18 protein-coding genes are annotated in these 26,511 nt (G+C 44.1%); 8 read left to right on the top strand and 10 right to left on the bottom strand.

Translation table 11 applies throughout. From position 1 onward, the window contains the following. The first annotated feature begins 153 nt into the window (after positions 1-153). The 3 genes from I6E86_RS03555 to cydB all read left to right on the top strand — a co-directional run bounded on the left by I6E86_RS03555 (position 154) and on the right by cydB (position 5,619). Positions 154-2,655: an esterase/lipase family protein gene (locus I6E86_RS03555; RefSeq protein ID WP_227680522.1), complete on the top strand. Its 2,502-nt coding sequence runs from the start codon at positions 154-156 to the stop codon at positions 2,653-2,655. A 451-nt stretch (positions 2,656-3,106) separates the two neighbouring features. Continuing rightward, complete coding sequence (locus I6E86_RS03550) at positions 3,107-4,603, top strand: cytochrome ubiquinol oxidase subunit I (RefSeq protein WP_227680521.1); 1,497 nt, start codon at positions 3,107-3,109, stop codon at positions 4,601-4,603. Then, complete coding sequence (cydB, locus tag I6E86_RS03545) at positions 4,603-5,619, top strand: cytochrome d ubiquinol oxidase subunit II (RefSeq protein ID WP_197175355.1); 1,017 nt, start codon at positions 4,603-4,605, stop codon at positions 5,617-5,619. Before I6E86_RS03550 ends, cydB begins: the two co-directional genes overlap by 1 nt. Before the next feature lie 345 nt (positions 5,620-5,964). On the opposite strand, the gene murU is transcribed toward cydB, so the two are convergent. Both murU and I6E86_RS03530 read right to left on the bottom strand, forming a co-directional pair. Further along, positions 5,965-6,717, bottom strand: coding sequence for an N-acetylmuramate alpha-1-phosphate uridylyltransferase MurU (murU, locus tag I6E86_RS03535; RefSeq protein ID WP_227680520.1), 753 nt, complete (start codon positions 6,715-6,717; stop codon positions 5,965-5,967). A gap of 48 nt (positions 6,718-6,765) precedes the next feature. Continuing rightward, entirely contained in the window at positions 6,766-7,875 is a 1,110-nt protein-coding gene (locus tag I6E86_RS03530) for an aminoglycoside phosphotransferase family protein (protein WP_197175351.1), read from the bottom strand. A gap of 458 nt (positions 7,876-8,333) precedes the next feature. On the opposite strand from I6E86_RS03530, the gene I6E86_RS03525 reads away from it, so the two are divergent. From I6E86_RS03525 to I6E86_RS03515, 3 genes are all read left to right on the top strand, one after another. Next, entirely contained in the window at positions 8,334-11,387 is a 3,054-nt protein-coding gene (locus tag I6E86_RS03525; RefSeq protein ID WP_197175348.1) for an LPS-assembly protein LptD, read from the top strand. 279 nt (positions 11,388-11,666) lie between these two features. Continuing rightward, positions 11,667-13,061, top strand: a complete 1,395-nt coding sequence (locus I6E86_RS03520; RefSeq protein WP_197175346.1) for a peptidylprolyl isomerase — start codon at positions 11,667-11,669, stop codon at positions 13,059-13,061. Positions 13,062-13,155: 94 nt separating this feature from the next. Beyond that, the gene (locus I6E86_RS03515) at positions 13,156-13,848 is read left to right on the top strand and encodes a S24 family peptidase (protein ID WP_197175344.1); all 693 of its coding nucleotides are present in this window, start codon (positions 13,156-13,158) and stop codon (positions 13,846-13,848) included. Between the two features lie 352 nt (positions 13,849-14,200). Here I6E86_RS03515 and I6E86_RS03510 read toward each other — a convergent pair whose 3' ends face one another. Beyond that, positions 14,201-15,331, bottom strand: a complete 1,131-nt coding sequence (locus I6E86_RS03510) for an endonuclease/exonuclease/phosphatase family protein (protein WP_197175342.1) — start codon at positions 15,329-15,331, stop codon at positions 14,201-14,203. Between the two features lie 413 nt (positions 15,332-15,744). Between I6E86_RS03510 and asd the strand changes: the two genes are divergently transcribed. Continuing rightward, positions 15,745-16,878, top strand: a complete 1,134-nt coding sequence (gene asd, locus I6E86_RS03505; protein WP_197175340.1) for an aspartate-semialdehyde dehydrogenase — start codon at positions 15,745-15,747, stop codon at positions 16,876-16,878. Between the two features lie 138 nt (positions 16,879-17,016). Here the strand turns inward: asd and I6E86_RS03500 are convergent, their stop codons facing one another. Next, on the bottom strand, positions 17,017-17,676 hold the full coding sequence (locus tag I6E86_RS03500) for an SOUL family heme-binding protein (protein WP_197175338.1): 660 nt from the start codon (positions 17,674-17,676) through the stop codon (positions 17,017-17,019). A gap of 378 nt (positions 17,677-18,054) precedes the next feature. Between I6E86_RS03500 and tgt the strand changes: the two genes are divergently transcribed. Continuing rightward, positions 18,055-19,206: a tRNA guanosine(34) transglycosylase Tgt gene (tgt, locus tag I6E86_RS03495; protein WP_197175336.1), complete on the top strand. Its 1,152-nt coding sequence runs from the start codon at positions 18,055-18,057 to the stop codon at positions 19,204-19,206. A gap of 101 nt (positions 19,207-19,307) precedes the next feature. Here tgt and I6E86_RS03490 read toward each other — a convergent pair whose 3' ends face one another. The 6 genes from I6E86_RS03490 to bamA form a co-directional block, all read right to left on the bottom strand. Further along, a complete protein-coding gene (locus I6E86_RS03490; RefSeq protein WP_194362890.1) occupies positions 19,308-19,442 on the bottom strand; it encodes a methionine/alanine import family NSS transporter small subunit in 135 nt (44 codons plus the stop codon). A gap of 29 nt (positions 19,443-19,471) precedes the next feature. Continuing rightward, a complete protein-coding gene (locus I6E86_RS03485) occupies positions 19,472-20,989 on the bottom strand; it encodes a sodium-dependent transporter (protein WP_194362889.1) in 1,518 nt (505 codons plus the stop codon). A gap of 302 nt (positions 20,990-21,291) precedes the next feature. Continuing rightward, positions 21,292-22,071: an acyl-ACP--UDP-N-acetylglucosamine O-acyltransferase gene (lpxA, locus tag I6E86_RS03480; RefSeq protein WP_197175334.1), complete on the bottom strand. Its 780-nt coding sequence runs from the start codon at positions 22,069-22,071 to the stop codon at positions 21,292-21,294. Positions 22,072-22,238: 167 nt separating this feature from the next. Continuing rightward, positions 22,239-22,775, bottom strand: coding sequence for a 3-hydroxyacyl-ACP dehydratase FabZ (gene fabZ / locus I6E86_RS03475; protein WP_194362887.1), 537 nt, complete (start codon positions 22,773-22,775; stop codon positions 22,239-22,241). A 50-nt stretch (positions 22,776-22,825) separates the two neighbouring features. Continuing rightward, positions 22,826-23,842, bottom strand: a complete 1,017-nt coding sequence (gene lpxD / locus I6E86_RS03470; RefSeq protein WP_197175332.1) for a UDP-3-O-(3-hydroxymyristoyl)glucosamine N-acyltransferase — start codon at positions 23,840-23,842, stop codon at positions 22,826-22,828. 140 nt (positions 23,843-23,982) lie between these two features. Continuing rightward, positions 23,983-26,382, bottom strand: a complete 2,400-nt coding sequence (gene bamA / locus I6E86_RS03465; RefSeq protein ID WP_197175330.1) for an outer membrane protein assembly factor BamA — start codon at positions 26,380-26,382, stop codon at positions 23,983-23,985. Between the last annotated feature and the right edge of the window lie 129 nt (positions 26,383-26,511).

Here is a 26,511-nt window from a genome sequence, read left to right as displayed (position 1 = left end):
AATAACGCTAATTTGACCACACTATCCGATACATAGATCTTCGTTATAGCACTTGAAATAAAATCCTCTAATAGCAAAAGTTGCGCTACACTCATTCATATCGCTATTACGCTCATTGTTCGCACTCATGACCACGGTTTATTGGACTGACCTATGATTTTTGCTAGCCTTGGCAAACAGGTAGTAACACACGCTACCAAAACCCCTTTGCCCATCACCGCAGTTCTCTTATTGGTAGCGACAACGCTACTACCTGCTTGTAGCGTCGTCTCAGTGGAAAAACAAGCCACTGCCAAAACCATCACTGCACAGCGCGGCAATATTGTCACTGACGACAAACTGAGTAGCGATACCGCATCCGCCCTACTATCAGCAGGTCTTAATGAGCAAGCCTGTCTGCAGCAATTTGACTTATGTTTGACTCAGTTAACCGACAGTATTTTAAACAAGCATTATCGTCCGGCATTAGCAATTTTTGCAGAGTTACACTATGCAAAAGCCCGTCAACTGGCTGACTCACAGAGCTGCCGCAGTGCCCTCGATCGCCCACCACTTGACCCTTACTATGCCAATGCGCCTTTAAGCGATGAAGACGCTAAAGCGAAGCAAGAAGATACCAATCTGTGTCTAACCGCTTATCAAGAACGGTTGTTTGATGCCGTCAAATCGAGTTATACCTACTTATTTTATGACAGCTTAGATCATGATTTTGAAGGCGCAGCACAGAGTGATAGCCGCACACCTAGTCAGACTCGTATTCCAACTGATAGCGATATCCAAACCCAAGATATTTATAATGCCGCCAGTAATGATGTGATTACGCAGCTCTATCGATCGACCGAGAATTCAGATAATTTGCTTAGCAATACAAAAATAGAGCATCTGCCTATCGCATCTACTGACCGTGATAGCAATCATCAAGCCTCTATCGCCAATCGTGCGCCTCTAAAAGGTGAAGCGATTGATCAAGTCAAAGTCATGAAGGTACACATAGATGACTATAACCTTGATATCTATCTGCCTAATGAAAACAACTATCTACAAAATGCGAATAAACAATCCTCGGCACTCGCCGATTTAGTCTCAACTTACGAGTTGCGCCTCTCTGGCCTTAACTCTATTAGCAAGCGTCCAGGCTTAGGTATCAGCTTGGTTGCCTCATTAGATGATCGTTATACCACCACTATTCGTCAGCTGCTGGTTTCTACGCTGTCAGACAGGTTGGCAAGTGAAGATGAAAGCACCAAGAGCAATGCTGAGGGCAGCAATAATGACAGCGAGACCAGCTCACGCATTTACCCTACTGGGCATCTATTGCTGACTGGGCTAATAAAACCAAGTGGTGACAGCGTGCTAGATGTGCTGAACAGTCGTCAATTGGACATTCATTTGTACAATCCCTACCAGACCGAAACCGTCAATATTCTCAATGATGACTACCCACTGGCGGCCAATTTTTCTGCCGGTTATGGTTTATGGCTAGCAGAGAACCAGTTAGATAGCGTGGGTTATCTCAATCTCATCACGCGCCAGCCAGAAGAGCGGCTCCCCAAGCTATTTATGCTCGAACCTTATGACCCTGACAAGCGCGTCTTAATTATGTTGCATGGTCTGGCATCTAGTCCTGCCACTTGGGTCAATCTGACCAACGATATTTTGAATGATGACAAACTGCGGGACAACTATCAGGTGTGGCAGATATTTTATCCAACCAACTTGCCTATCTTAGAAAACCGCTATCAGATTCAACGCCTAATCAGTAGCACGTATGACAAGACAGACCCAGAGGGGCAAAATCGTGCGAGTCGCAATAGCGTCATTGTCAGTCATAGTATGGGCGCTATCATCGCTCGTATGATGCTATCTGATGACAATTTGGTCAACGACCTAGATAAGCTCAATGATCAAGACACACTTTCTAATAATGAAAAACAGAAAATCCGTGATGCGCTAAAAGCGTCCTTTGGCGAAGAAGAGCTAAAGAAACGGTTTGAGCTACAAACCTTACCGCAAGTAGACACGGCAGTGTTTTTGTCAGCACCGTTTCGCGGTACTGATTACGCAGATCGCTGGTTCACCCGTGCGCTGCGCCGGATCGTTTATTTGCCAGTGGGATTGGTAAAAACGTTTACTGATAATTTGGCGACCATCGCAACGCAAGGCGATTTGGCAGAAAATCCATTGGGCGCGCTTTATTTACAGAACGGTGCCAGCCAGCTCAGTGATAAATCCTCTTTTATAGCGTTAACCAAAGACATTGCCATTAATGATCGTATTACATATCACTCCATTATTGCCAATAATGATGCTGACATTACCAAAGGACTGGCACAAGCGCAGCCAGAGGGTGCCAAGATTGACCTATCACAAGCGGCCACAGAAAAAGAGGGTATCGATGACAGTACTGCTATTACTGATACTTCAAGCGATGAATCAAAGCTGCCGCCCGAACCCTTAGTCGCGGCTGTCACCGTCGACGAGGATATCAGTCAAGCACTGACCGAGCGTCTGTCAGATGGTATTGTTCCCTACACCAGTGCGCATCTAGATGGTGCCGCTTCTGAGACGATTATCAATGGTGGACATAGTATTCAAACCAATCCGCAAACTATTTTGACGTTGCGAAGAATTTTGCATAAGCAGCTACAAGAATGATGTAGATTTTTGTTATTTATGAGGGTTTTTGAGATACGAATAGCCCTCTTTAAACACAGAGTTTTATTTTTAAAGAACGCAGCCCTTGCTACATAATGCTTTGTTTTTAATAATGTTAATTTTATTTTTCAACATTGATAGTGCTTTTTTTCGATGACTGCTAGGTATGCAACTGACCTTTTAGGTTGCTTGCGTGTATATCTAGGTAAGCGCATAATATATCTATAGCACATGACTGTAATATATGAATTTATAGGGACATAAATTATTCAATTCAGCTAAACAGTGAGCCGCAAACTTAGTCGCAATTTATGTCCAACGTTGCTAAGCCCACGTCACTGAGCCATTGCCCGTAATGCTTGCCCCTTTGATCGATGGACAGTTACGGACAGTTACTTGAGCGTTGTACGGATGGCAGCGCTATTCAGCTAACAGATGAGAGTAACCGTTTATGTTCGCTACATTTATGATTGACCAGCTCGATGCGCTGACACTCGCTCGCATCCAATTCGCTTTTGTTATCTCGTTTCATATTGTCTTTCCTGCATTTTCCATCGGTCTTGCCAGCTGGCTTGCTGTACTCGAGTTTCGTTGGTTGAGAACTGGCAAACCTATCTACGCTGAGGTCTATAAGCACTGGGTAAAAATATTTGCCGTGGTCTTTGGTCTAGGTGTAGTGTCAGGTGTGGTAATGTCTTACCAGTTTGGTACCAACTGGGCCGTCTTCTCTGACAAAGCCGGTAACGTTTTAGGTCCACTACTTGCCTATGAAGTATTGACCGCGTTTTTCTTAGAAGCCTCCTTCTTAGGTATTATGCTATTTGGCTGGGGCCGTGTGAGCAAACGCATGCATTTTGCCGCCACTGCCATTGTTGCTATCGGTACACTGATTTCAGGCTTTTGGATCTTGGCTGCTAACAGCTTTATGCAAACCCCTCAAGGTTTTATGATGGGTGCAGACGGCCTGCTTTATCCGACCAACTGGCTTGAAATTATCTTCAACCCCTCATTCCCTTATCGTTACGCACATATGATGACGGCGGCCTTTTTGACCACTGCCTTTGTCATTGGTGGTATCGGTGCCTACTATATCCAATCTAAGAAACACGTCGAGCACCGTGAGCATGGTCGTGTGATGCTAGGTATGGCAATGATTATGGCCATCTTTGTGGCACCAGCACAGGTGTTGATTGGTGATGAGCATGGTTTGAATACGCTTGAGCATCAGCCAGCCAAAGTGGCTGCGATGGAAGGTATTTGGGAGGATGAGCGCGGTGCAGCATTACGTCTCTTTGCGATTCCTGACCAAGAAAATCAAACCAATAAATACGAAGTAAAAATCCCTTATGTCACGGGTTTGATTCTCACCCATTCATTAGATGGTGAAGTGAAGGGTCTCAAAAACTGGGCACCAGAAGACCAACCGCATGTCATTATTGTATTTTGGGCATTTCGTATCATGGTTGGTATTGGCATGTTGATGGTGCTGGTCGGCTTATTTAGCGTCTATAAATATTTCAGAAAACAACAATTCAATCCCGAAAGTGTTTGGTTCCACCGTGCGTGGATGATGATGACGCCGCTTGGGTTTATTGCATTGTTGGCAGGGTGGTTTGTGACCGAAACGGGTCGTCAGCCATGGACGGTCTATGGGGTTATACGTACCGCTGAGAGTATGTCACCAGTCGCTGCACAGCAAGTCGCTACGACATTGATTGGATTCATCGTGCTGTACATCTTTGTCTTTGGTGCAGGCAGTTTTTATATTCTGCGCTTGATTGCTCAAGGGCCAAAGCCTTACACAGATCCTGCTGAGGATAATTTCTATGAGCACTCAGTAACAGAGAGTCAAGGTCGTGCGTTAAGTGGTGATATCAACCATGAAAAAAGTACAAAAGAGGGCCTAGATGCTCCAGCAAATGACGTCGATAATGGAGGATTACGCTAATGTTTAACTTCGGTGATGTATTAGATTTACCTCTTATCTGGGGCGGATTGATTGCTTTGGCGGTCTTTGTCTATGTACTGCTTGACGGGTTTGACTTGGGCTGCGGGATTTTATTTCCGTTTGCCGGCTCAGACAAAAACCGTAGCCGTATCATGAATTCTATCGCCCCTTTTTGGGATGGTAATGAGACGTGGCTCGTGTTAGGCGGCGGCGGGCTGTTTGCAGCGTTTCCTGTTGCTTATGGCATCATAATGACCGGTCTCTATTTGCCTGTGACGGCGATGTTATTTGGTCTTATTCTACGCGGCGTGGCATTTGAGTTTCGGTTTAAATCCTCGACACGTCGCCATGTGTGGGACACTTGCTTTTTTGTCGGCTCAGTGGTCGCGACTTTCTCTCAAGGTATTATGCTTGGGGCGTTGGTGCAAGGATTAGAGGCAAGCAATCGCTTGTACACGGGCGGGCCATTTGACTGGTTAACGCCTTTCTCTATCGTTTGCGGCTTTGCCATGATTATCGGCTACGCATTACTGGGCTCGACGTGGCTTATCATAAAAACAGAGCACACCCTACAAGTATGGGCACGCCGCGTATCTGGCTGGATGCTGACAGCCTTAATCATTGCGATGATTGTGGTGACGACATTCATGTATTTTTCTGATATCGATGCGCTTGAAGGATGGTTTGGTTTTCCAGAGCTACTCTACCTTGCCCCTATGCCTATCATCGTCATGCTGTTGTTCTTTATCATGCGTAAAGACTTAAAGACTGAGCGTGAATATCGTCCATTTTTATTGACAGTGGTTTTATTTTTGATGGGATATATTGGCGTTTGTTTTGCCATGTTCCCTTATATTGTCCCTTATCAAATGACGATTTATGAGGCCGCTGCAGCGGATACGTCTCTATCCTTTATGTTGATTGGCGCTGTTATTATGCTGCCGATTATCTTAAGTTATACCGCCTTTGCCTACTATACGTTTAAAGGTAAATCTGATCATAATCCGATGTACTAATGCAAACGGCGGTACCTCGCAGATCAGCTAGAAACTGTGGGTGTCATTATTCACTTGTGGTGACCACATCTCAGAAGCTAATCAGGAGATCTATATGAAAAAAATCAGTAAAAAACAGTCCCAATGGGCATGGTTTTTTGGCTTGTATTTAACTGGATTTTTGGTGGTATTTACGATCGCACAGTTAATTAAACTGGCCATGGGTGTTTAAGAGTTGGCTTAATAATCAACAACAATGTTTAATAGTTATACTTGATAACAATAAAAAAGCAGCGCCGATTGATTGGCGCTGCTTTTTTTATTGCGGTTTTTTTATGACTGCGGTTTTATTAGATTTTCTGTACGTTAGCGTGGTCGACCTTGATGATTATCGATATTGTTTTGTTCAATAAATTCGTTTACTTGGGCTAAGCGCTCAAGGGTACCCACATCTATCCAATTGTCGGTAATGACTTCAGCGGTAACCTGAAACTTAAGCATGGCTTGTTTGAGCAGTGGTGCCAACGCGGCAGGCTGTCCTGATACTAGCCCTTCTACCAATTTCGGCGACATGACGCTGATACCCGCAAAGGTATGCTTGTCTGCATCACCAACAGGCTGCTCACTAGCAAGACCGTTATTGATAGCAAAATCACCACCATCATTGTGTTCTGGGTTGTCAATCAGTAGTAAATGCGCGCGCTGATCAGCACCTAATTCGTAGTCTCGCAACTGAGCAAGATCATAGGTCGTCCAAACATCAGAATTGACGAGAATAAATGGCTCGTCTCGTAACTTATCTGATTGTAATGCCTGAAAAATACCGCCCGCTGTTTCAAGCGGTTCATCATCTTCCACAGACCAATGCAGTGTGACACCGTATTGAGAGCCATCACCCAGCGTGTCCATGAGCTTGTCCGCCAGCCATGATACATTGATGGTAATATCGGTAATACCTGCCGCTTGTAGCGCTTTGATATGCCAAACAATGAGTGGCTGTCCGCCAACTTCAACCAACGGCTTAGGGGTCTCAAGTGTCAGTGGACGCAGGCGGGTACCCTTGCCAGCAGCCAAAATCATGGCTTGCGTAATGTTAGGTGTGGACATAGCATTCGACATATGCGCTCCTTGTTGTATTGTCTAAATGTTCAGTTTTTCTGATACAGCTTATAGCGAGGCAATTTTGAATTTATCTTGATACGCAGGTAGAACAGTGTCTTGCAGCCACTGGTTAAACGGTAGCACTGCCTGTTTTATCTCATGACTACCCTGCTCGGCCAGCCAGTTTAATTCAGCAATCAAATCACGCATCACTTTAGGGATGTCAGCCAAATAGCGGTCTTTGCCATCTCGCTCAGACAGTCGAATAAATATGCCTAGCACCTTAAGGTGGCGCTGTACACCCATCACATTCATATCGTTTTCGAGCTGGGCTACTGTGTCAGTGGTGGCGATGGCTCTTTGCTGTTGCAACTGCCAAAAATCATCAACCCATCTAGATATTTGACTCTCCGACCAGTCAACATACGCATCGCGTACTAAAGAGACCAAATCATACGTATAAGACCCGATCACAGCGTCCTGAAAGTCAATCACACCCAAGCGGGAGATATCTGCTTGGTCTTGCATCAAGTTGCGACTGTGATAATCGCGATGAACAATGACCTGTGGCTGTTGTAAGATTTCAGTCATTAACGCTGACTTTAGGTTACCCCACACAGTTGTCTCTAGCTCTACGCCAACATAAGGCATGAACCACTCGCTAAATAGATTCATCTCGCGATCTAATAACTCAGCATCATAATCTGGTAGCTGGTACTGAGATTTTGCGGTCTCAACTGGCACAGTTTGTAGATCAGCCAATGTCTGCATGGCCAATTGATAATGATCATTAATCTGAGCAGGTGCCGCATCCGTGAGCAAATGAGCGAACTCTACTGTGCCAAAATCCTGTAGCACCAAAAACCCTTTATCCAAGTCTTGTGCGACAAAGCTCGGCACATTGATGGCAGATGACATCAGCTCTGCAACATTAATAAACTGGCGCATGGCATCCTGCTCATCAGCAGAATCCATCACGATATAACGCACATCTGCTATTTCCTGATTGTCCGCAAACTGAATGCGATGATATCGACGGGCGCTTGCATCACCAGGTAGGCTGTCTAAGACAAAAGGTTTGTCTGCAAATACTTGCTGCAGCCAATATTTTAATTGCTGATTACGCTCATGATTGTTATCAGTCATGTCAGTTTCTAAAGAGATTTTATCAGTCATAATGGGCATCGCCAGTTAAATATAAATCATAAATAATTAAAGTAGTGATAAGTCAGGCAAATACTTGCTAAAATAGTGACATCTTACGCTGTCATAGCAACGGTGACAGTCATATTAAGAGGTGATTCAAGCGCTAGCGCTAAGCCAAAACTCTGTACTCAGCAAAAAACAGTTCAGCTATATTACAAATTTTGGTAAATAGTGTAGCTGATTTGGTTTTTTTTGACTATGATTAGTCGTCATTATATGTAAAACGCCCATATTCTTGAGATAGCATGCTCAGTGAGCAAGGTTGCTTTCTCATTCTCAGCGATACACGGTCAGACACTCTTTGTCGGTATTGTTATTATTAGACAATACAGCGACTCATTTATTAACGTAATCTGCAGTAACACAGTTTGTCGTAATACAATGCTCAGTAACGCAATCCAATAGGCTCTGCAATCATAGGTGTGCCCTTGTTATATTCTCCGCTTTACCAAAGCATTCGCTTGATTTTATTCGGTGCACTAGGCTTATCCAGTCTAGCTGTGAGTGCTGCTATCAGCGATGCTGACACGCGAAATACCGAGCCATTGATGACTGATAGTACCAACAGCTATTCTGATATCTCAGCTGACGCCAGTATCAGTCAAGATAGCTTTTTAACAGACGATACTGCCTCAGATAACACTCTAGGCAATGTCGATACATTAGAGATAACTCGCATCAATAATGATGCAGATGCGCTAGCTGCTACCAATATGGTAGAGCCTGCTGCACAGCTCAACGATCAAACGAACGGCAATCGAATAACCAGTACTCAAGTAAACAATGGTATGCGTATGGATGACGTTGTCATGCCTACTGCTGTAGAGACCCCTAAGCGTACGCGCAAAAATGGTAAGCTTGATTTTAATGATGAGAGTATTCAAGCCAGCCTAATGCGTTTGGCAGAATTTTATGAGTTGACGCCTGACACTGATACCTCAACATTAAATACCATCGACAACAATGCGGTGACTGACAGAGATCGTAATTCAAATACGTCGGTATCTCATTCATTGACCCCTACTGCACAGACCACGCCACAGGTAGGTCGGAACTTGCAGCTATTGCCGCACTCAGTCGACAGTGCACAGCGCTGTGAAGGTCAATGGGTCTACCCAACCAGCAACCCTAACTATCAGCGGGCAGTGAACGAAGCGGGTGGTGCAAACGGACAGCCTGCGCTTAATGTTAGCGATGTCCCTAACAGTCAAGCGCCTTTATTTGCAGAGTCAGATTATAGTTACTACAACAATATTAACTATGCTGAGCTATCGGGCAATGTCATTGTCAATCAGGGCAAACAGCATATCGAAGCAGAAAAGGTCATGCTTGATTTGAGCAATGGCATTGCGGCGGCACAAGGCAATGTCATGTTTACTGACAAAGCCATCGGACAAACCGCTCAGCGTAGCAACGCTCAAAACCAGCGTAATGCCAAAGGCAATGCGTCAAGAAGACTGAACGATAAAGCCTCACAAGGTGGCTTGATTGGGGTTGCAGATAGCCTGAATTACAATACCGAAACGGGGCAATCCACAGCAAATGATGTGGCTTTTGCCAGCGTTGATTTGCAAGCACACGGCTATGCCAAACACTTGAATAAGCCTAGCGACAGTGAGTATGAGCTGGATCAAGTCATGTTTAGTACGTGTCCGCCAACCAACCGTAAATGGCAGTTTGAAGCTAAGAGCATCGATTTAAATACAGATACCGGTCGCGGTGAAGCCTATAACACGACTTTTCGAGTGGCCGATGTGCCCGTTTTTTATCTGCCCTACTTTAACTTCCCGATAGACAGTCGTCGCAGTAGCGGATTTTTATTGCCGAGTGCCAGTGTCAGTAGCGAAAGCGGTCTTGAGGTAGATGTTCCTTACTATTTCAATCTAGCGCCCAACTACGATGCGACGCTCAACACGCATATTTATACTGACCGTAACCCTATGGTCTCAGGTGAATTCCGCTATCTGACAGAGAACTACGGCGAAGGTATTTTTAACGGCTCGTATCTGCCAAATGATAAAGAATATAACGACGAAGACCGTAAGAGCCTTTTTTATGATCATTCTTGGTCATCAAAAAGCATTCCTCGGTTAAGCGGTGATGCCGAATACAACTATGTATCAGATGCCGACTATGTGAATGATTTTGACACTCTAGGTCTATCTGACAGCACCATAAACTTGCCACGCCGTGCTCGAGTCAACTACTATAACGATTATGTCGATGGCGAACTAAAGGTAGAGACGTTTCAGACACTAGACGCCTTTACTGATAATGGTGAAGCACTAGAAGACAAAGACAAACCTTACTCACGATTGCCACAGCTCAAACTTGACTATCGACTACCGTGGGCGAAGAATTTTGATATTACGGGTGTGCATGATTCTGCCTACTTCAAAAAATCTATCGACGATGGCTCTGAAAACGAAAAAAGTGGGGCGCGCATTTATAATAAGCTAAGTGCCGTCTATCCAATGCAGACCTCTTGGGGTTACATTAAGCCCAAATTAAGCTTGCAGCATCTTTATACCTCTTATGATGAGGACAGCTTAGCCGATAATCAGATTAGTGAACAAGACGGTAACCAGTCTGTATTTGTCCCGCAAGCCAGCATCGATGCCGGTCTGAATTTCTATCAAGCAGGGTCGCCTTTTGGGGCTTTTGACGATACGATGGGTGGCTATCAGTTGCTAAGCCCAAGATTGAAATATACCTACTCGCCATACGAAGACCAAAACGACATCCCTAACTTTAATACTCGTATTGCCTCTATCAACTATGAACAGCTGTTTTCAGACAGTTGGTTCTTAGGTCATGATCGTTTGCAGGATTTGCACGCTATTACGCCTGGTGTCAACTATCGTTACATCGATGCAACGGGTGTGACACGTTTTGATGGTAGCATTGCAGAGCAGTTCTATATGGATGACGGGCGTGTAACACTAAATGATGAGCAGCCTGTCTTTACCTCTTCTTCTTCTGGAATGGTATGGGATACTAGCACTCAACCTTATAATAATTTTTGGATTGATGTCAGTGGCGCGCTGACCAACAGCTATGATTTGAATTATGTGACAACTGAACTGCGCTATCAGCCATCAGACAACAGCTTGTTCAATGTGGGCTTTGTCAAACGCCAGCGCGATGAAAACACAGATCAGTTGCCGCTATCGGCATTTACTGCATCCGCTGTTTTCCCCATCAATAACAGCTGGCGGATATTGGCTCAAGGTCAATACGATTACAATCGTAACAAGATGCTTGATTCACTGTTCGGTGTTGATTATGAAGACTGCTGTTTTGGTTTTGCCGTGTATGGTCGCCGTTACTATAATGACCTAAATGTCAAAGACGAGCCCACACAAGCCATCATGGCAGAAATCAGATTGAATGGTCTGGGTAGCGGTAGTAGTCGCTTGACCAGATTACTTTCTGACAAGATTTTAGGGTTTGAACCTGTGCAAACAGCTTGGAAAGATTAAGCTTGGAAAGACCAAGATAGTATCTACGCGAGACCACATGCCACCGATGACCTATATAAAATCGGTGGTGGCTGTTTCGCTCTAGATTTAGCAATACAAGTCTAATTGTTTTAAAAACTGTGCTTTAGATGACAGCATTACTTATAACGGTATTTGTAAGACATTATTTCTATCCCTATTATGTATGATGGGCAACGCTGCCAAATATTTTACTATTTAAGCGTATTGGATCGAGTTGATTGACTACTATCCGATACAATGATATTGATGAGGAACTTCATGAGATTTTTTTCTTTAGGTCAGATCAGCCAAGCAGTATTGCTATCTATGAGTGCCAGTCTCGCACTGACACTAAGCGCTCACGCGGCAACGGTAAAACCTGCCGTCGCTAAAGCATCGGCCACTACTGAACAAAGCTCTGTCAACCGTTTGACACCTGCCAACAGTACCGATGGCATCATTGCTTTGGTCAACGACAACGCTATTTTAAAGAGCGAATTGATCGATGCAGTGGCACAAACCCAAGCTCGCGCCCAAGCCGCAGGAGAGCCGATTGCAAACTCAGCACAACTGCAAACTGAGGTTCTAAATGCCCTTATTTTGCGTGAGCTACAGCTGTCGCTGGTCAAACGTAACGGCTTATCACCTGACGATGCTGATATCAATCAACGACTTGGTCAGATTGCTAAAGCTGAAGGTCTCAGTAGTATCTCAGCATTGCAGCAACGTCTAGATGCCACTCAGCCTGGCAGTTATGCTGGTCTACGTGCCAAGCTCATTGAAGATACTGCTATTCAGGAATTACAACAGCGTCAAATCACACGTCGAGTACGTATCAGTGAGCAAGACATTGATGCCTTTTTGGCCTCGCCTGAAGCAAAACGCTTAAACCAAAGCGAATATCAAACAGTCCACGTGCGCGTTCCTTATATGGACGACTATAGCCGCCTATCAGAAGCTCAGCGTGAAGAAGCACTAAAAGTCGCACAAGCATTGCGTACTCGCCTGCTTGAACCCAATGTCGATGTCGCCGCAGCCGTTGCAGCAAGCCAAGGCAGCTATCCTATCCCGCTACAAGGCGGCGATATGGGCTTTCACAAAGCCGCTTCTCTACCAACAGAGCTATCAACTCAAATCACCAAACTGGATGTGGGCACGGTCAGCGAACCTATATTGACGCCAGAAGGTATTGACATCATCAAGCTTGCAGACAAAAAAGCCAGCGACAAGATGCTGATACCGCAGTGGCATACTCGTCATATCTTGGTCAAAGTAGATGAGCTACAGACGGATGCGCTAGCTGAGCAAAAAATCAATGATTTGTATGAGCAACTGCGTAGTGGTGCTGAGTTTTCTGCTCTAGCATCGACCTATTCAGATGATCCAGGGTCAGCGGGTCGCGGTGGGGATCTTGACTGGGTGAGCCAAGAAGATATGGTCGGCCCATTTGAAACCGTGATGAAAAATACAACGGTTGGCGATTATTCTGCACCCTTCAAAACCCAGTTTGGCTGGCATATTTTGAAAGTAGACGAGACACGTCAGCAAGATGTTAGCGAGCAGTACCGTCGCAATATGGCGCGTCAAGCGTTGTACCAACGTCTAGCACCGCAAGCCAAAGAAGACTGGCTACAAGAGCTACGTGCCGGTGCATACGTACAAGTAGTTGGCTAAGAAACAATGAGTCGCTGAAATAATAAAAGGGTATATGCAAATGCATGTATCCTTTTTTTTATTATATACAACATTTCAAAAAAATGGTTAATTCATGAAGAGTACAGCAGATAGAATCATCGAAAGGATGTATGAACTGAATATCATACAGGCAGATATCAAAAGAGCAACAGGTGCAGGTAAAGCGACTATATCAAGTTGGGTAAGTGGTAATACTAAGCCCTCAGGTATATATGCCTCTAAACTGGCTACCTACTTATGCTGTAATACTGATTGGCTACTTGTAGGTGACGAACAAAAAAACAATATCTATAAAAATGATGACTTACCTCTAGAAACTGCGACCCATTTTGAAGATACCTTTATAGAATATAAAAATAAAGGGATGACTCCTATAATCAGCTGGATAGCAGCTGCTAGCTTTTCTAACAGTCCACTGACGATACTGAACCATGTAGTCGATTGGATACCAAGTCTGCCTCATTTATCTGCACGCGCTTTTGGACTTATCATTCAAGGAAGAAGTATGTGGCCTGAATTTAAGCCTAAAGAAATAATTTATGTAGAGCCCAATATAGTTTTAGAAGAATTAAAAGACGGTGATTTACTCATTATCCGCTGTCATGATGAGAAGCAAGCTAATTTCAAGCAAGTTGTTATTGGTGAAGGCAAAAATGACATGTACCTCAAACCTCTCAACCCTGATTGGCCACATCAAACAATGCAGCCGATGGCTGATGTTTCTCTAATCGGCATAGTTGACAGCAAGTTGGTCAAGTACAGATAACTCAATGTAATAACTGATATCTCAGCAACCCATCACATCTAAAAAACATGCACAAAGAAAAGCTCCGAACCTAGGGCGATTGGTTCGGAGCTTTTACACTTCACGTTATTATTATCTTTCTTCCTTGTCGACTCATCCTAAGTCGCGAACAGTAATATAAGACAGTGGGCTGACCTGTGCTTTATTAGTACCATCTCAACACTGTATCCTTACGTATCCTTGTGTTGATGGTTGCTATTATAGGTCAATCAATTTGGTAGGAATAGAAGCTAAAGACCTTATTTAGCGTAAGCATATGCTTACGTGACAGTGGCAAGTTTTACGCTTTTCAACGCACAAGCTATACCCTATCTTAAACAAAACGGCGCTGCTCTTGCCGATGCTCTTCTGAAACCTTTTTACCTTCTTTTTTACCCTCGTGTATTTTGTGATCTGTCTCTTTTATATCATTGGCTTCTGCAGTAGGGGCATTACCCTCTTGCTGGCTGGCCTCTTCTGGCTCATACTGCAAAGTTGTCATCACAGGAAAATGATCGGAACCTATCGATGGCATACGCTTGATATCTACTACCGTAAAACAAGCACTATGGAAAATATGATCCAATGCCCAGCGCAAAAACGGGTATTTGACATGAAAGGTATTGATAAAGTGTCGACCAATACGAGGATCTAGCAATCCAGAGATGCGCTGAAAACGGCGAGTGGTTTTTGACCATGCCACATCGTTTAAATCACCTGCCAATATCGCCGTTTGATCGTTTTCTTTTATGTGCTTACCAACCATCAGTAGCTCAGCATCGCGAGTGGTTGATTTGTCTGCTTCTGTTGGACTGGGCGGCATAGGATGCAAGCAGTACAACCAAATCACTCGACCACTTTGCAGACGCATTTGCGTATGAATGGATGGTATGTCATCAATGATCAAATACTTAATGTCAGGATCTATCAGCTCAAGCTTAGAATAGAGATGCATACCGTACAGATTATCAAGCGGCACTTTTACCGTATAAGGATAGTCAGACTCGATTTGATGTAAAGCTTTCTCCCACTTTTTATCAGTTTCTAAAGTAATCAAAATATCAGGCTGTTTTTGCTCAACCAACGCCACCAGTTTTTGTGTGTCATCATTAGGGGTAAGGACGTTTGATACCATGATTTTTATATGATGTGCTTGCTTGTCTGATTTATCCTTTGCTTTTTGAACCTCTTTTTTCCATAATTTGGTATAAGGCAGTATCATTCTCAATTGAAACGCCAAAGTAATACTAAGCACAATAAACAGCGCCCACTGCCCGGTCTGCCACTCTGACCAAAACCCTAGCATACCAATCCACGCAACGATGCCAAGCACCATGATCTGAATACGTGGAAACTCAACGCCACGTACCCACCAGTTATCAAGTGGTATCCAGCCCCAAATCGTGACAAATGCGATGAATCCTGCCAACCACTGTATACCGTAATAGAAGAGTGAGAGATCCATAGTAGTTACTAACCGTTTGTTAAAGTGATAATAATGCCAATAACGACAGACATCATGAGCTAAAAGATGAACAACAGCGGAGCAAAGCATGTCAAAAAATGAGACTCAGTCTCGTGCTGCCATCTATGTATTTTGTCTAAGATTGGCTATTGATTGTAGATAGTGAAGGTTACTGTAGCATTTCATAGAATTTTCGCCTACTGGTGAATAACGATACTATGGCAATGACAATAAATAATTACAATGCTAGCGCTATCCCAATTGACAGTAATAACTTAAAGTTATAGTGAACATAGTTAATTGTGCATGAAAAACGACCAAATAATGGCCAAAACGTCTTGCTTTTTTAGGCCATTCACGGCATTGTTACTGGTTGACGATGCAACAAATAACTGTAAATAGGATTGGATTTCATGAGTAATTTGACAGTAGGCTTGGTAGGCTGGCGCGGTATGGTCGGGTCAGTATTGATACAACGTATGCAAGAAGAAAACGACTTCAACGGCATCACACCTGTATTTTTTTCAACCAGTAATGCTGGCGGCAATGCGCCCACATTCGAGGGTATTGAAACCAGTCAACTAAAGGATGCTCATGATATTGAAGCACTTGCTGCTTGTGATGTGATTATCACCTGCCAAGGTGGCGACTACACCTCAAAAGTGCATCAGCCGCTACGTGATGGTGGTTGGAGTGGTTATTGGATCGACGCGGCAAGCACACTACGTATGAAAGATGACAGCATCATCATCCTTGACCCTGTCAACCGTACCGTCATCGATAGCGCCCTAGCCAATGGTACAAAAGACTTCATTGGTGGTAACTGTACCGTGTCATTGATGTTGATGGCTATCGGTGAATTATTTAATAGAGGCTGGGTCGAATGGGTCAGCGCCATGACATACCAAGCCGCTAGTGGCTCTGGTGCCAACAACATGCGCGAACTTATTAGCGGCATGGGCATATTACATGATGCCGTCAAAGACGAGCTGGCTGATCCTGCTAGCGCCATTCTTGAAATTGATAAAAAAATCGCGCAAACTCAGCGCTCGAATGACTTTCCTACCCAGTACTTTGGTGTGCCACTAGCCGGTAGCTTAATTCCCTATATTGATGTTCAGTTAGAAAACAAACAGTCAAAAGAAGAATGGAAAGGTGGTGTTGAAACCAACAAAATCCTTGGTAATTCTGAAGCTGATAAGATTGCTATCGATGGTATGTGTGTCCGTGTTGGTGCGATGCGCTGCCATGCACAAGGGCTGACTATCAAGCTCAAAAAAGACATTCCACTAGAAGAAATCGAAGCAGCACTTAAAAACAGCGGCAACGAGTGGTTGGATTTGGTTGAAGACGACAAAGAAGCAACCATAAACCGCTTAACGCCAGTGGCTGTCACTGGTACTTTGACTGTTGCGTTGGGCCGTTTACGTAAGCTGAATATGGGTCCTGAATATTTAGGCGCATTTACCGTCGGTGACCAATTGCTATGGGGCGCAGCTGAACCATTACGCCGTATGCTCAATATCATCCGCGAGCAAAAAAACTAGACAAGCTACCCAAAATCTTGAATACAAAAAAGACAGCGATTGCTGTCTTTTTTTATGGGGCTAATTTTTATAAACCTATGAATCATTAGAGCAGATAAATAACATACTCATTAAAAATGATACCTTGAGCTGCGGTTACTATTTTGACTCGTAAGCGATCATCACCTCATTGCGGCGCAAAAATGGTAACGTCCAAGGTGGGTTATAACGTGCCAATTCAGGCTCGCCTGTAGGCGTTAGATTCTGGTCTTGCATCCATGTTTGCAACGCTGCGGTTTTTTCCGCTACTTTGTCCTCTCCTGCGAGCCAAGAGAACTTAATCACACCATAAGTCTGTGCAGGCACTTCAATAATCTCAACATTTGGATTATTAGGCTTTGGTAACGTTTGCATCGTATATTGACTGGGCATAGTGAACTGCACGCGCCACTTCCCATCCTCCTGCTGCATACTCACTGGTGCTATCATCGCGATTTTCTGTGAGTCGGTCTCACTTTTTTTATTATTGGGCTGCATGGTCACAGGCGCTGTCATGCTAATTTTACTACTGCCGCCCGTTGGTGCTGTGTTATTACCAAAAATATAGTCCGCTAACACTTTGAACCCTTCTCGACTGGCGGAATCTTGATCGCCGCTCACCCACGTTTGCGCCACGAGCTGCTCGTCATAACGACGCAGCTCAAAGTCGCCTGTTTGCGACAATAACGTGTACTCTGGCTCTTCTGTCTCAGCAGCCATCGCCCCTTTTGATATCAATAATAATCCGCCCATTAATAATAAGTAACCTGTCTTTTTCATATTGTCTTCCTAGTTTCTTAAAATAAATCTATTTCTTAAAATAAGCCTGATGACTTTGAGTGCGCCACCTGTATGATTGGTACTTTATCAATGACGACACTTGCTGTCTGTGTCTTTTGGGGTGCTATCTGTGTTTTTTGGTTATGACAAATCAATATTAATCAAAGTGTGTATCACACCGTATACCGATGACACCTAATATTTAGAATCAAATAACGCTAAAACGGGTACAAGGCAGCCGAATGATAATGGTACAAGTAGTACATTTAGGGAGGGTAACGCCGTAGCAGTTCAGTGATTCTCTGACTATATGTCCAAAAAAACCGCTAACAATGCTATAATTATCGCCATTTTCATAGCGTAAATAGTGATAATCATATGCAATTTGTCTTACACAAAACGGCCAGCGGTGACACGCGTGCACGCCGTGGTACAGTTCATCTCAATCATGGCGACGTGCAAACGCCTGCTTTTATGCCTGTTGGTACTTATGGTACGGTCAAGGGTATGCTGCCACGTGATATCGAGGCCATCGGTGCGGATATTATTTTGGGCAACACCTTTCATCTATGGTTACGTCCAGGTACCGAGGTGATTGATAAGTTTGGCGGCTTGCATAAGTTCATGCATTGGGACAAGCCTATCCTGACTGATTCAGGTGGTTTCCAAGTATTCAGTCTGGGTGCCATGCGTAAAATCACCGAAGAAGGTGTCGACTTCAAATCTCCTATCGATGGTGCTAAGGTATTCCTGTCTCCAGAAAAATCGATGCAAATTCAGTATAGCTTAAACTCAGATATCGTCATGCAGTTTGATGAGTGTACGCCATATCCTGCCACTCATGACGAAGCCAAAAAATCGTTAGAGCTATCATTACGTTGGGGACAACGCTGCGTGGATGAGCACAACAGACTGGGCAGCACCAATGCCTTATTTGGTATCGTACAAGGCAGCATGTATCCTGATTTACGTCAGCAATCACTTGAAGGCCTGCTAAATATTGGCTTTGATGGTTATGCCATCGGTGGTCTGTCTGTTGGTGAGCCAAAAGATGAGATGATGGATGTCCTAGACTATCTCCCTGATGATATGCCAGCGGATAAACCGCGCTATCTGATGGGCGTTGGTAAGCCTGAGGATTTGGTTGAAGGTGTACGTCGCGGTGTCGATATGTTTGATTGTGTGATGCCAACTCGTAACGCGCGTAATGGTCATTACTTTGTCACAGGCGATACAGACAACGCAGGCGTGGTACGTATCCGTAATAGCCAGTATCGCAATGACGAAGGCCCACTAGATCCTGAATGCGACTGCTATACTTGCCAGAACTTCAGCCGAGCTTACCTCTACCATCTCAATAAATGCAAAGAGATGCTAGGTGCTCAGTTGGCGACTATTCATAACTTGCGTTACTATCAGCGTTTGATGCAGGGCATGAGAGATGCCATTGAACAAGACAAGTTTGATGAGTTTGTCATCGAGTTCTATAGTAAGCGTGGTCAAACGGTACCCGAACTCAACTTGCGCTAACGATTGCTCCATGTATATTTTTTAAGATATAAAATCAAAAATGCCAGTCAGGAAAATCTGACTGGCATTTTTTTATTCACACGTTCATTAGCTATTAGAGACTAATAAATATGATCATCTGGCAATTCACTCATAGGAATGTCAGGATGCTTTCTTAGATGTAAAATTGCGGCAATCAAACCGCCCCAGATAAGCAGCATTGAAATAATCATAAAAATAATGGCTGAAGTACTCATAATAAGTTCCTATTAAAATTTCAATCTGATTAGCGAGCATCATCAAGTAAGCGTGATTTGTCATCCTCATCATCGTATCGACCTTTGATACGAGTCATTATGAATGCACCCAATCCAAAGAATACCACAACGCCCCAACCAAAGAATAATAGGATAGAGGTTGAATATCCCTCATAAGGCTCTCGAACCAAATCGATCAGCTTTAGACCCAAAGCAATCGTAAGGACAGTCGGTGTAATAACCGTTAGCATGAATACCCAAGCACCGCCGAGTTTAACACTAGAAATACGGTTGATATGATCAAGTAGGCCTGGGATTTTTTGGCGGTTAAACCAAGTGACGCTGACAATTGACAGCAGACCACCAGCGACGATACCGATATTGTTAGCAAAATGATCGATCACATCGACCAATACCAGCGAGCTGCCGGTAGAGAAGGCAACAATAGATATAGCAGCACAAACACCACCGATTACCGTAACGGCTTTTTTGCGTGACCAGTCAAATTTATCTTGGAAGGCAGAAATAGGCACTTCAAGAATACTAATCAAAGAGCTGATACCTGCAACCACTAACGATCCGAAGAATAAGAAACCAACGAAATCACCACTAGCACCCATCGTAGAGATGATTTTTGGGAATACAAAGAACGCCAATCCAACACCACCACTAGCCACTTCTGCAACATCTTGGCCTGTTGATACTGCCATAAAACCAATCGCAGCAAAAATCCCGATACCTGCGATAAGCTCAAAAGAAGAGTTGGCAAAACCGACAACCAAGCCTGCACCGGTGAGGTTTGTATTCTTTTTAAGGTAAGAGGCATAGGTAACCATGATACCAAAACCTACTGACAGTGAGAAAAACACATGGCCATAAGCGGCAAGCCAAACGTTAGGATCTTTCATTTTTTCCCAATTTGGCTCAAAGAATGCGTTCAAACCAACAGCAGCGCCCGGTAAGCTCAGCGCTTTGAATACCATGATACCGAACAGTACAATAAGTAATGGTATACAGATTTTGTTGGCAAGCTCAACACCCTTACGGATACCACCAAACATAATCAACATCGCCAATGCCCAAACAAGGATAAGACCTATAAACATCTGCGGTACAAATACCGCGTTTAGATCCCCTGTGTGTTTGATAAAGTCACTGACAAAGAAGGTTGTCGTATCCTCTCCCCATTTCTGGCCAAAAGAGAACACCATATAACTGCCCGCCCAAACGATGACGGCAGCATAGTAAATGGCAATGACGAAGGAGACGAGCGTCTGCCACCATCCGATAAATTGAGCAGACTTCACCATCTTTTTATAAGCGCGCGGCGGCGCTGAACGATATTTATGCCCAATAATATAGTCTAAAAACAGTAGTGGAATACCTGCCGTGAATAAAGCGATCAGGTATGGCACCATAAATGCACCACCACCATTATCATAAGCCACATATGGAAAACGCCATATATTACCCAATCCTACGGCTGAACCGACAGCGGCGATAATAAACCCCGTCCTACTAGACCAATTTTCCCTTTGCTCTGCCATGCGACGCTCCTAAAATTCAATAGTAATTCCCTTTAAGCTATCAAACTCATTGAAAGTCTAAGACAGATACTTAAAGAGACTACAGATTAGCGGTTGGTTAAAATAAGTTACTAGAGTCTAACAATATATAATTGTGAAGTTTCTGCTAAGCGACTAAAAAAGTCAAGTGCTCATAAACATAAAAGGCCATAACAATTGGTTATGGCCTTTAGCAATATCATCTCTCATTGATAAAAGTTTGGTACATTAAAAGTGTGAAATACAATACTTTGGCTTACCTTTTATAGTATTTCAATAGGTGTTTAGCGTACTACGCCGCGGCGACTCTTCTGTAAAGAGTCAATGAGCAACTGAATCTTTGGCTCTTTTGGCAGCATCTCATTACTCAAAACCTCAAGCGCTTTTACGGTCGTCAAGCCCGATCTGAAAATTGTGCGGTAGGCTTCGCGTAAAAAATTGATGGTCTCTTTTGACCAGCCTTTGCGGCGCATACCTTCAATATTGAGTCCATGCGCTTTTGCTGGATTGCCAGATACCATCGTAAATGCAGCAACGTCTTTTAGAATTAAACTGGCACCGCCAATCAAACTATAGTCATCTACTGTACAAAACTGATGAATGCCTGAGTTACCACCGATAATCGTATGATCACCAATAGTCACATGCCCTGCTACACCGACGTTATTGGCCAGTACATTGTGATCGCCAATCAAACAATCATGTGCCACATGCGTATTGACCATTAGTAGGTTGTGACTGCCAATTTTGGTTAGCTCGCCATCTTGAGCAGTACCGCGATGTAAGCTGCATGCTTCACGAATCGTATTATGATCGCCAATCTCAAGCCAAGTACGCTCACCAGCATACTTCAGATCCTGAGGATCTTCACCAATGCTGGCAAATTGATAAATTTGATTGTGCTCACCGATACGAGTCAGCTTAGTCACGACCACATGACGATGCAACACCGTATGTGCACCAATTGACACCTCGTCACCAACGATACAATAAGGACCAATAATAGCAGTCTCATCAATCTGCGCAGATGGGGAGATGAGTGCTGTGGGATGAATCTGACTCATAGTGTGGACCCTTGTATCATTTAATACGAGTAAATAGTAAGCAAAACACAACCCATCTGGCCTAACCATGAGGCTAATACTAAGCTGCGTTGTCAAATATAACTGCTAATTCTAGTTGTAATAGTCGATCTAATATAGGCTTGTATGCACTTTGGCTTACTAAAAAATTAAGCCTCTTTCGCGTCTTTGACCTTTTGCTGCTCTTGACGTGCAATCATAACTTGAGCACTAGCGGCTAGCTCGTCCTCGACATGCACAGTACAATCAAACTTATAAATACCATGTCTCTGCATCACTGTTTTGGCACGAATAATCAGCTGATCACCCGGAATCACACGACGCTTGAAGCGAACTTTATCAACCCCTGCAAAAAGATACAAATAGCCATCTTCTGCGGTTAATCCAGCACTGATAAACCCAAGCACGCCTGACACTTGTGCCATTGCCTCTACCATCAATACGCCTGGCATGATTGGCTCATCAGGAAAATGACCGTTGAAGAATTCCTCATTAATCGTCACGTTTTTGATACCAGTAATGCACTCACCAGGGGTGCAACACACAATTCTATCCACCAACATAAAAGGATAGCGATGCGGCAGGTAGTGCTTAATAGTATGGTAAGTTAATGGCAGCGTCAGACCTTGCTCAGCCAAGCTTTTGATATCTTCGTCAGTTGGGGTATCTATGTTATTGCTGTTCATAAGGATGCTTCCTTGCTGTATCTTAAGTTTTTTATTGAGTTATATGGCGATCAGTTATTGCCAAGCTGACGAAAGCGTACAGCCGCACGTCGCCAATTGGCAGTGGGCATTGCAGCAGTGCCAGAGGAGTATGATCCAGCGGTTTTTATGGATTTGGTGGCCATGGTCATACCAGACAAAGTCACATCATCGGTGATATCGATGTGTCCTGTAATACCGACTGCACCGCCGATGATACAGCGTTTGCCAATAGTAGTACTACCTGCAATACCCGTTTGAGCAGCGATAGCAGTACCATCACCGATACGTACGTTATGTGCCACTTGTACCAGATTATCAATAATAACATGGTTGCCGATGACCGTATCATCAATAGCGCCACGATCAACGCAGCTCTGACTACCGATTCGTACATGATTACCGATGATAACACGGCCTAATTGAGCAATACGCTCCCAGCCTGTGGTGCTAGGATCTTTGGTGGGTGCAAACCCAAACCCTTCAGAGCCGATACTGACGCCCGCATGCAGCCTCACATGGCTTCCAATACTGCAGTCGTGCCCGATGACCACTTGCGACTTAATCACACAATCAGTACCAATACTGGTATTAGCCTCGATGACCACGTGAGCTGCGAGTGAACTACGAGCGCCCACTTGCACATTGTCACCAATCACGCAAAAAGGCCCAATACTGACCTGCTCACCAATGACCGCGCTATCAGCGATCACAGCGCTAGGGTGAATGCCTTCAGATAGTGACTCACGGGCAAACAACTGACTGGCAGCAGCATATGCCAAATAAGGGCTGGCAACGACTAAGGCGATTGAGTCATCAGGTACTTGGTCACGATATGCCTCGGTAACCAATACAGCACCTGCCTGACTACTGGCCAAACTAGTGATGTACTGCGGGTCTGCCAAAAAGCTGAGTTGCTTTTGATCAGCAGTCGTCAGGGTACCGACGCTAGTGAATGGTTGACACAATTGCTCAGCATGTATTTCAGCCTTGTTTACAACAGGCTGACGCTGCTCAATTCGAGTGATAAGCTGCTCAATCGTTATCATAATTATTATTAATAAAGTAGGGTTATAAATGAAACGGTCGTCAAAATAACCATGTGTTTTGACGACCTACTAGACGTGATGATCTTTTGTTTGAGCCCGTAAACGAACCGGATCAAACAGCGTGAATCAAGGATGACTTCTTAGAATGTATTACCAATCTGGAATTGGACTTTTTCAGTCTCATCACCTTCTTTGTCCCCGAAAGGTACGGCATAGCTAAGTGATATCGGCCCAATTGGCGTATACCAAGTGATACCCGCACCCGCACTATAGCGGAAGTCATTGTCTTGAGTCAGTAATGGCACATCTGAGTCATTAAACGTTCTGTCTTCTTTGTCAGACGTATCAAATACCTGACCACCTTCAGCAAACAACACAGGACGTACTTGATCTGCCCAATCACCCTTAAATGGCATTGGCAAAATCAGTTCAGCACCGAACGTTGCTAGAGCGTTACCACCGACCTCTTCTGCGGTAAAGGTCTGATCATCTGGATCAGTGACCGCGTCATAATAGACTTGTGATTTAGGCCCTAGGGTAGATGACTCGTAACCACGTACTGAGCCGTAGCCTCCAGCATAAAAGTTTTCGTAGAACGGCAAGTCGTTACCATAGCCAAGCTTGGTATAACCACGAGCGACGGTACCTTTATACAGAGGGTAGTATACGTTACCACTATAGACGAGTTTTTGGTAATTGGCATCACCTAGACCGATGGTCGCGTCAACTGCGTGACTCATCCCTTTGGTCGGGAACACTGGACGGTCTAACGTGCTGTAGTCCCAGCCAAGTAACAAGTTATAGGTTTGGTAGTCGTTTTTAAAGGTCGAAACGCCATCAGTATCATCATCAAATGTTTGCGTACCACCATCATCTAGAATCTCTTGAACATTAGAGATTCCCAAATATCGACCGCCACGCACTTTTGTATTATCAACATTGATACCAGCACTTACACGCTTGGTTTCATCAACAGGATAACTGTAATTAAGCGTCGCACCATATGAGTCAGTCACATAATTGCTGACGTTATCATCATCATATTTGGTTTTGCGATAGTATCCGCTCAGACCTTGGGAGACACCGTTTTCTGTAAAGTACGGGTCGGTATAGCCCAAGCTATAAGAATCACGCGTTTCTGAACGTGATAACGCCGCTTTGACACGGTTACCAGTACCCATAAAGTTATTCTGAGTCAGATCCAACTGAAAGGTCACACCGCCACTCTGTGAATAACCCGCTGCAATGGTCGAGCTGCCAGATGGCTGCTCTTCTACTGTATAGCTCACATCAACTTGATCTGGCTGGTTAGGAACTGGCTTCACATCGACATTGACGGCTTTAAAGAAGCCTGTACGCATTAAGCGCGTGCGTGACAATTGGATTTTTTCACTTGAGGCAAGTGATCCTTCTAACTGACGCATCTCACGGCGTAATACTTCGTCTTGAGTTTTAATATTGCCTGTAAAGTTAATACGGCGAACATAGATGGGACGCGCCGGATCAATATAGTAATCAATATCGACCATTTTGGTCTCGTCATTGATACGAGGTACTGGTCTTACTTGGGCTAGGTAATAACCCTCATTACCATAGCGACTTTTGAGCGCTGCTGTCGTGGCATCTAGTTTGGCTTGTGAATATTTTTCATTAGGGTCAAACGTTACCAGCTCTTTTAGCTCATTGGTATCAAACGTTGGTTTACCCAAGAAGTTTACATCACCAAACTGATATTGCTCACCTTCAGTCAGACTGACTTCGACAAACACACTACTTTTATCTTCACTGATATTTAGTACCGCATTATCGACTGAAAAGCGCACATAGCCATCGTTTTGATATAGGGCTTTTAGGTTTTCTAGACTGGCAGCCAGCTTTTCTTGAGCGTAACGATCAGACTTTGATAACAGGCGTGTCCAAGACGATTCTTTTACGGCAAAGACGTCTTTGATTTCTTCATCACTAAAGTGATTGTTACCAATAATATTGATATCGACCACTTTAGAAGGCTTGCCTTCGATAAAGCGCACGTCCAGCTTGACACGGTTGCCATCAAGCACGGTTTGGTCTACTTCAATATTACTGTTGTAATACCCTTGACTGATATACTGCTGCTGCAATTCGTTGGCCACGCCTTGTAGCGTAGACTGCTTTAGTACATCGCCAGCAGAAAGACCCGCATTTTTCAGTCCCTGCTCAAGTCCCTCTTTTGGAATGAGCTTATTGCCCTCAAAAGTGACCTCAGTAATGGTCGGACGTTCAACCACATCAAACCTTAGCTGACCGCGTTCGACACGGCTTTGAATATCGGCAAAATTCTCAGTGGCATATAGCGCCTTAATACTGGCGGCTAAGCGACTGTCATTTACCGTATCTCCTACCGTAATAGGTAAGACCGGATAGAGGCTATCAGGGGTTAAACGTTGTAAGCCGTTGAAACCGATGTCAGTTACTACAAATTCTGCAGCATGGACTGGCATACTCATCATCGCTACAACTAACGGCAACCCAGCCGCGCTCATAAATAAAGGCGTACGCATAAACACTATCCGTCAATAAAAAATTGCTTAAGTTAAGGTAAAAAGTATAGGTTGTCTAGCCCGTTTCGCACAAAGTCGTAACCAATGTGTGGGTGACTCAGAACACTTTATATAAAATGCATCACAAAA

This window comes from Psychrobacter sp. SWN149, assembly GCF_015864565.1.
Taxonomy (GTDB): domain Bacteria; phylum Pseudomonadota; class Gammaproteobacteria; order Pseudomonadales; family Moraxellaceae; genus Psychrobacter.
The sequence above is the reverse complement of the archived record's forward strand: the minus strand, read 5'-3'. Positions and strand labels throughout refer to the sequence as shown.

What these genes read in the sequence shown, in the direction of transcription:
- I6E86_RS03555 (WP_227680522.1), top strand. Translation starts at nt 154, where the DNA reads ATGATTTTTGCTAGCCTTGGCAAACAGGTAGTAACACACGCTACCAAA.
- I6E86_RS03550 (WP_227680521.1), top strand. Translation starts at nt 3,107, where the DNA reads ATGTTCGCTACATTTATGATTGACCAGCTCGATGCGCTGACACTCGCT.
- cydB (WP_197175355.1), top strand. Translation starts at nt 4,603, where the DNA reads ATGTTTAACTTCGGTGATGTATTAGATTTACCTCTTATCTGGGGCGGA.
- murU (WP_227680520.1), bottom strand. Translation starts at nt 6,717, where the DNA reads ATGTCGAATGCTATGTCCACACCTAACATTACGCAAGCCATGATTTTG.
- I6E86_RS03530 (WP_197175351.1), bottom strand. Translation starts at nt 7,875, where the DNA reads ATGACTGATAAAATCTCTTTAGAAACTGACATGACTGATAACAATCAT.
- I6E86_RS03520 (WP_197175346.1), top strand. Translation starts at nt 11,667, where the DNA reads ATGAGATTTTTTTCTTTAGGTCAGATCAGCCAAGCAGTATTGCTATCT.
- I6E86_RS03515 (WP_197175344.1), top strand. Translation starts at nt 13,156, where the DNA reads ATGAAGAGTACAGCAGATAGAATCATCGAAAGGATGTATGAACTGAAT.
- I6E86_RS03510 (WP_197175342.1), bottom strand. Translation starts at nt 15,331, where the DNA reads ATGGATCTCTCACTCTTCTATTACGGTATACAGTGGTTGGCAGGATTC.
- asd (WP_197175340.1), top strand. Translation starts at nt 15,745, where the DNA reads ATGAGTAATTTGACAGTAGGCTTGGTAGGCTGGCGCGGTATGGTCGGG.
- I6E86_RS03500 (WP_197175338.1), bottom strand. Translation starts at nt 17,676, where the DNA reads ATGAAAAAGACAGGTTACTTATTATTAATGGGCGGATTATTATTGATA.
- tgt (WP_197175336.1), top strand. Translation starts at nt 18,055, where the DNA reads ATGCAATTTGTCTTACACAAAACGGCCAGCGGTGACACGCGTGCACGC.
- I6E86_RS03490 (WP_194362890.1), bottom strand. Translation starts at nt 19,442, where the DNA reads ATGAGTACTTCAGCCATTATTTTTATGATTATTTCAATGCTGCTTATC.
- I6E86_RS03485 (WP_194362889.1), bottom strand. Translation starts at nt 20,989, where the DNA reads ATGGCAGAGCAAAGGGAAAATTGGTCTAGTAGGACGGGGTTTATTATC.
- lpxA (WP_197175334.1), bottom strand. Translation starts at nt 22,071, where the DNA reads ATGAGTCAGATTCATCCCACAGCACTCATCTCCCCATCTGCGCAGATT.
- fabZ (WP_194362887.1), bottom strand. Translation starts at nt 22,775, where the DNA reads ATGAACAGCAATAACATAGATACCCCAACTGACGAAGATATCAAAAGC.
- lpxD (WP_197175332.1), bottom strand. Translation starts at nt 23,842, where the DNA reads ATGATAACGATTGAGCAGCTTATCACTCGAATTGAGCAGCGTCAGCCT.
- bamA (WP_197175330.1), bottom strand. Translation starts at nt 26,382, where the DNA reads ATGCGTACGCCTTTATTTATGAGCGCGGCTGGGTTGCCGTTAGTTGTA.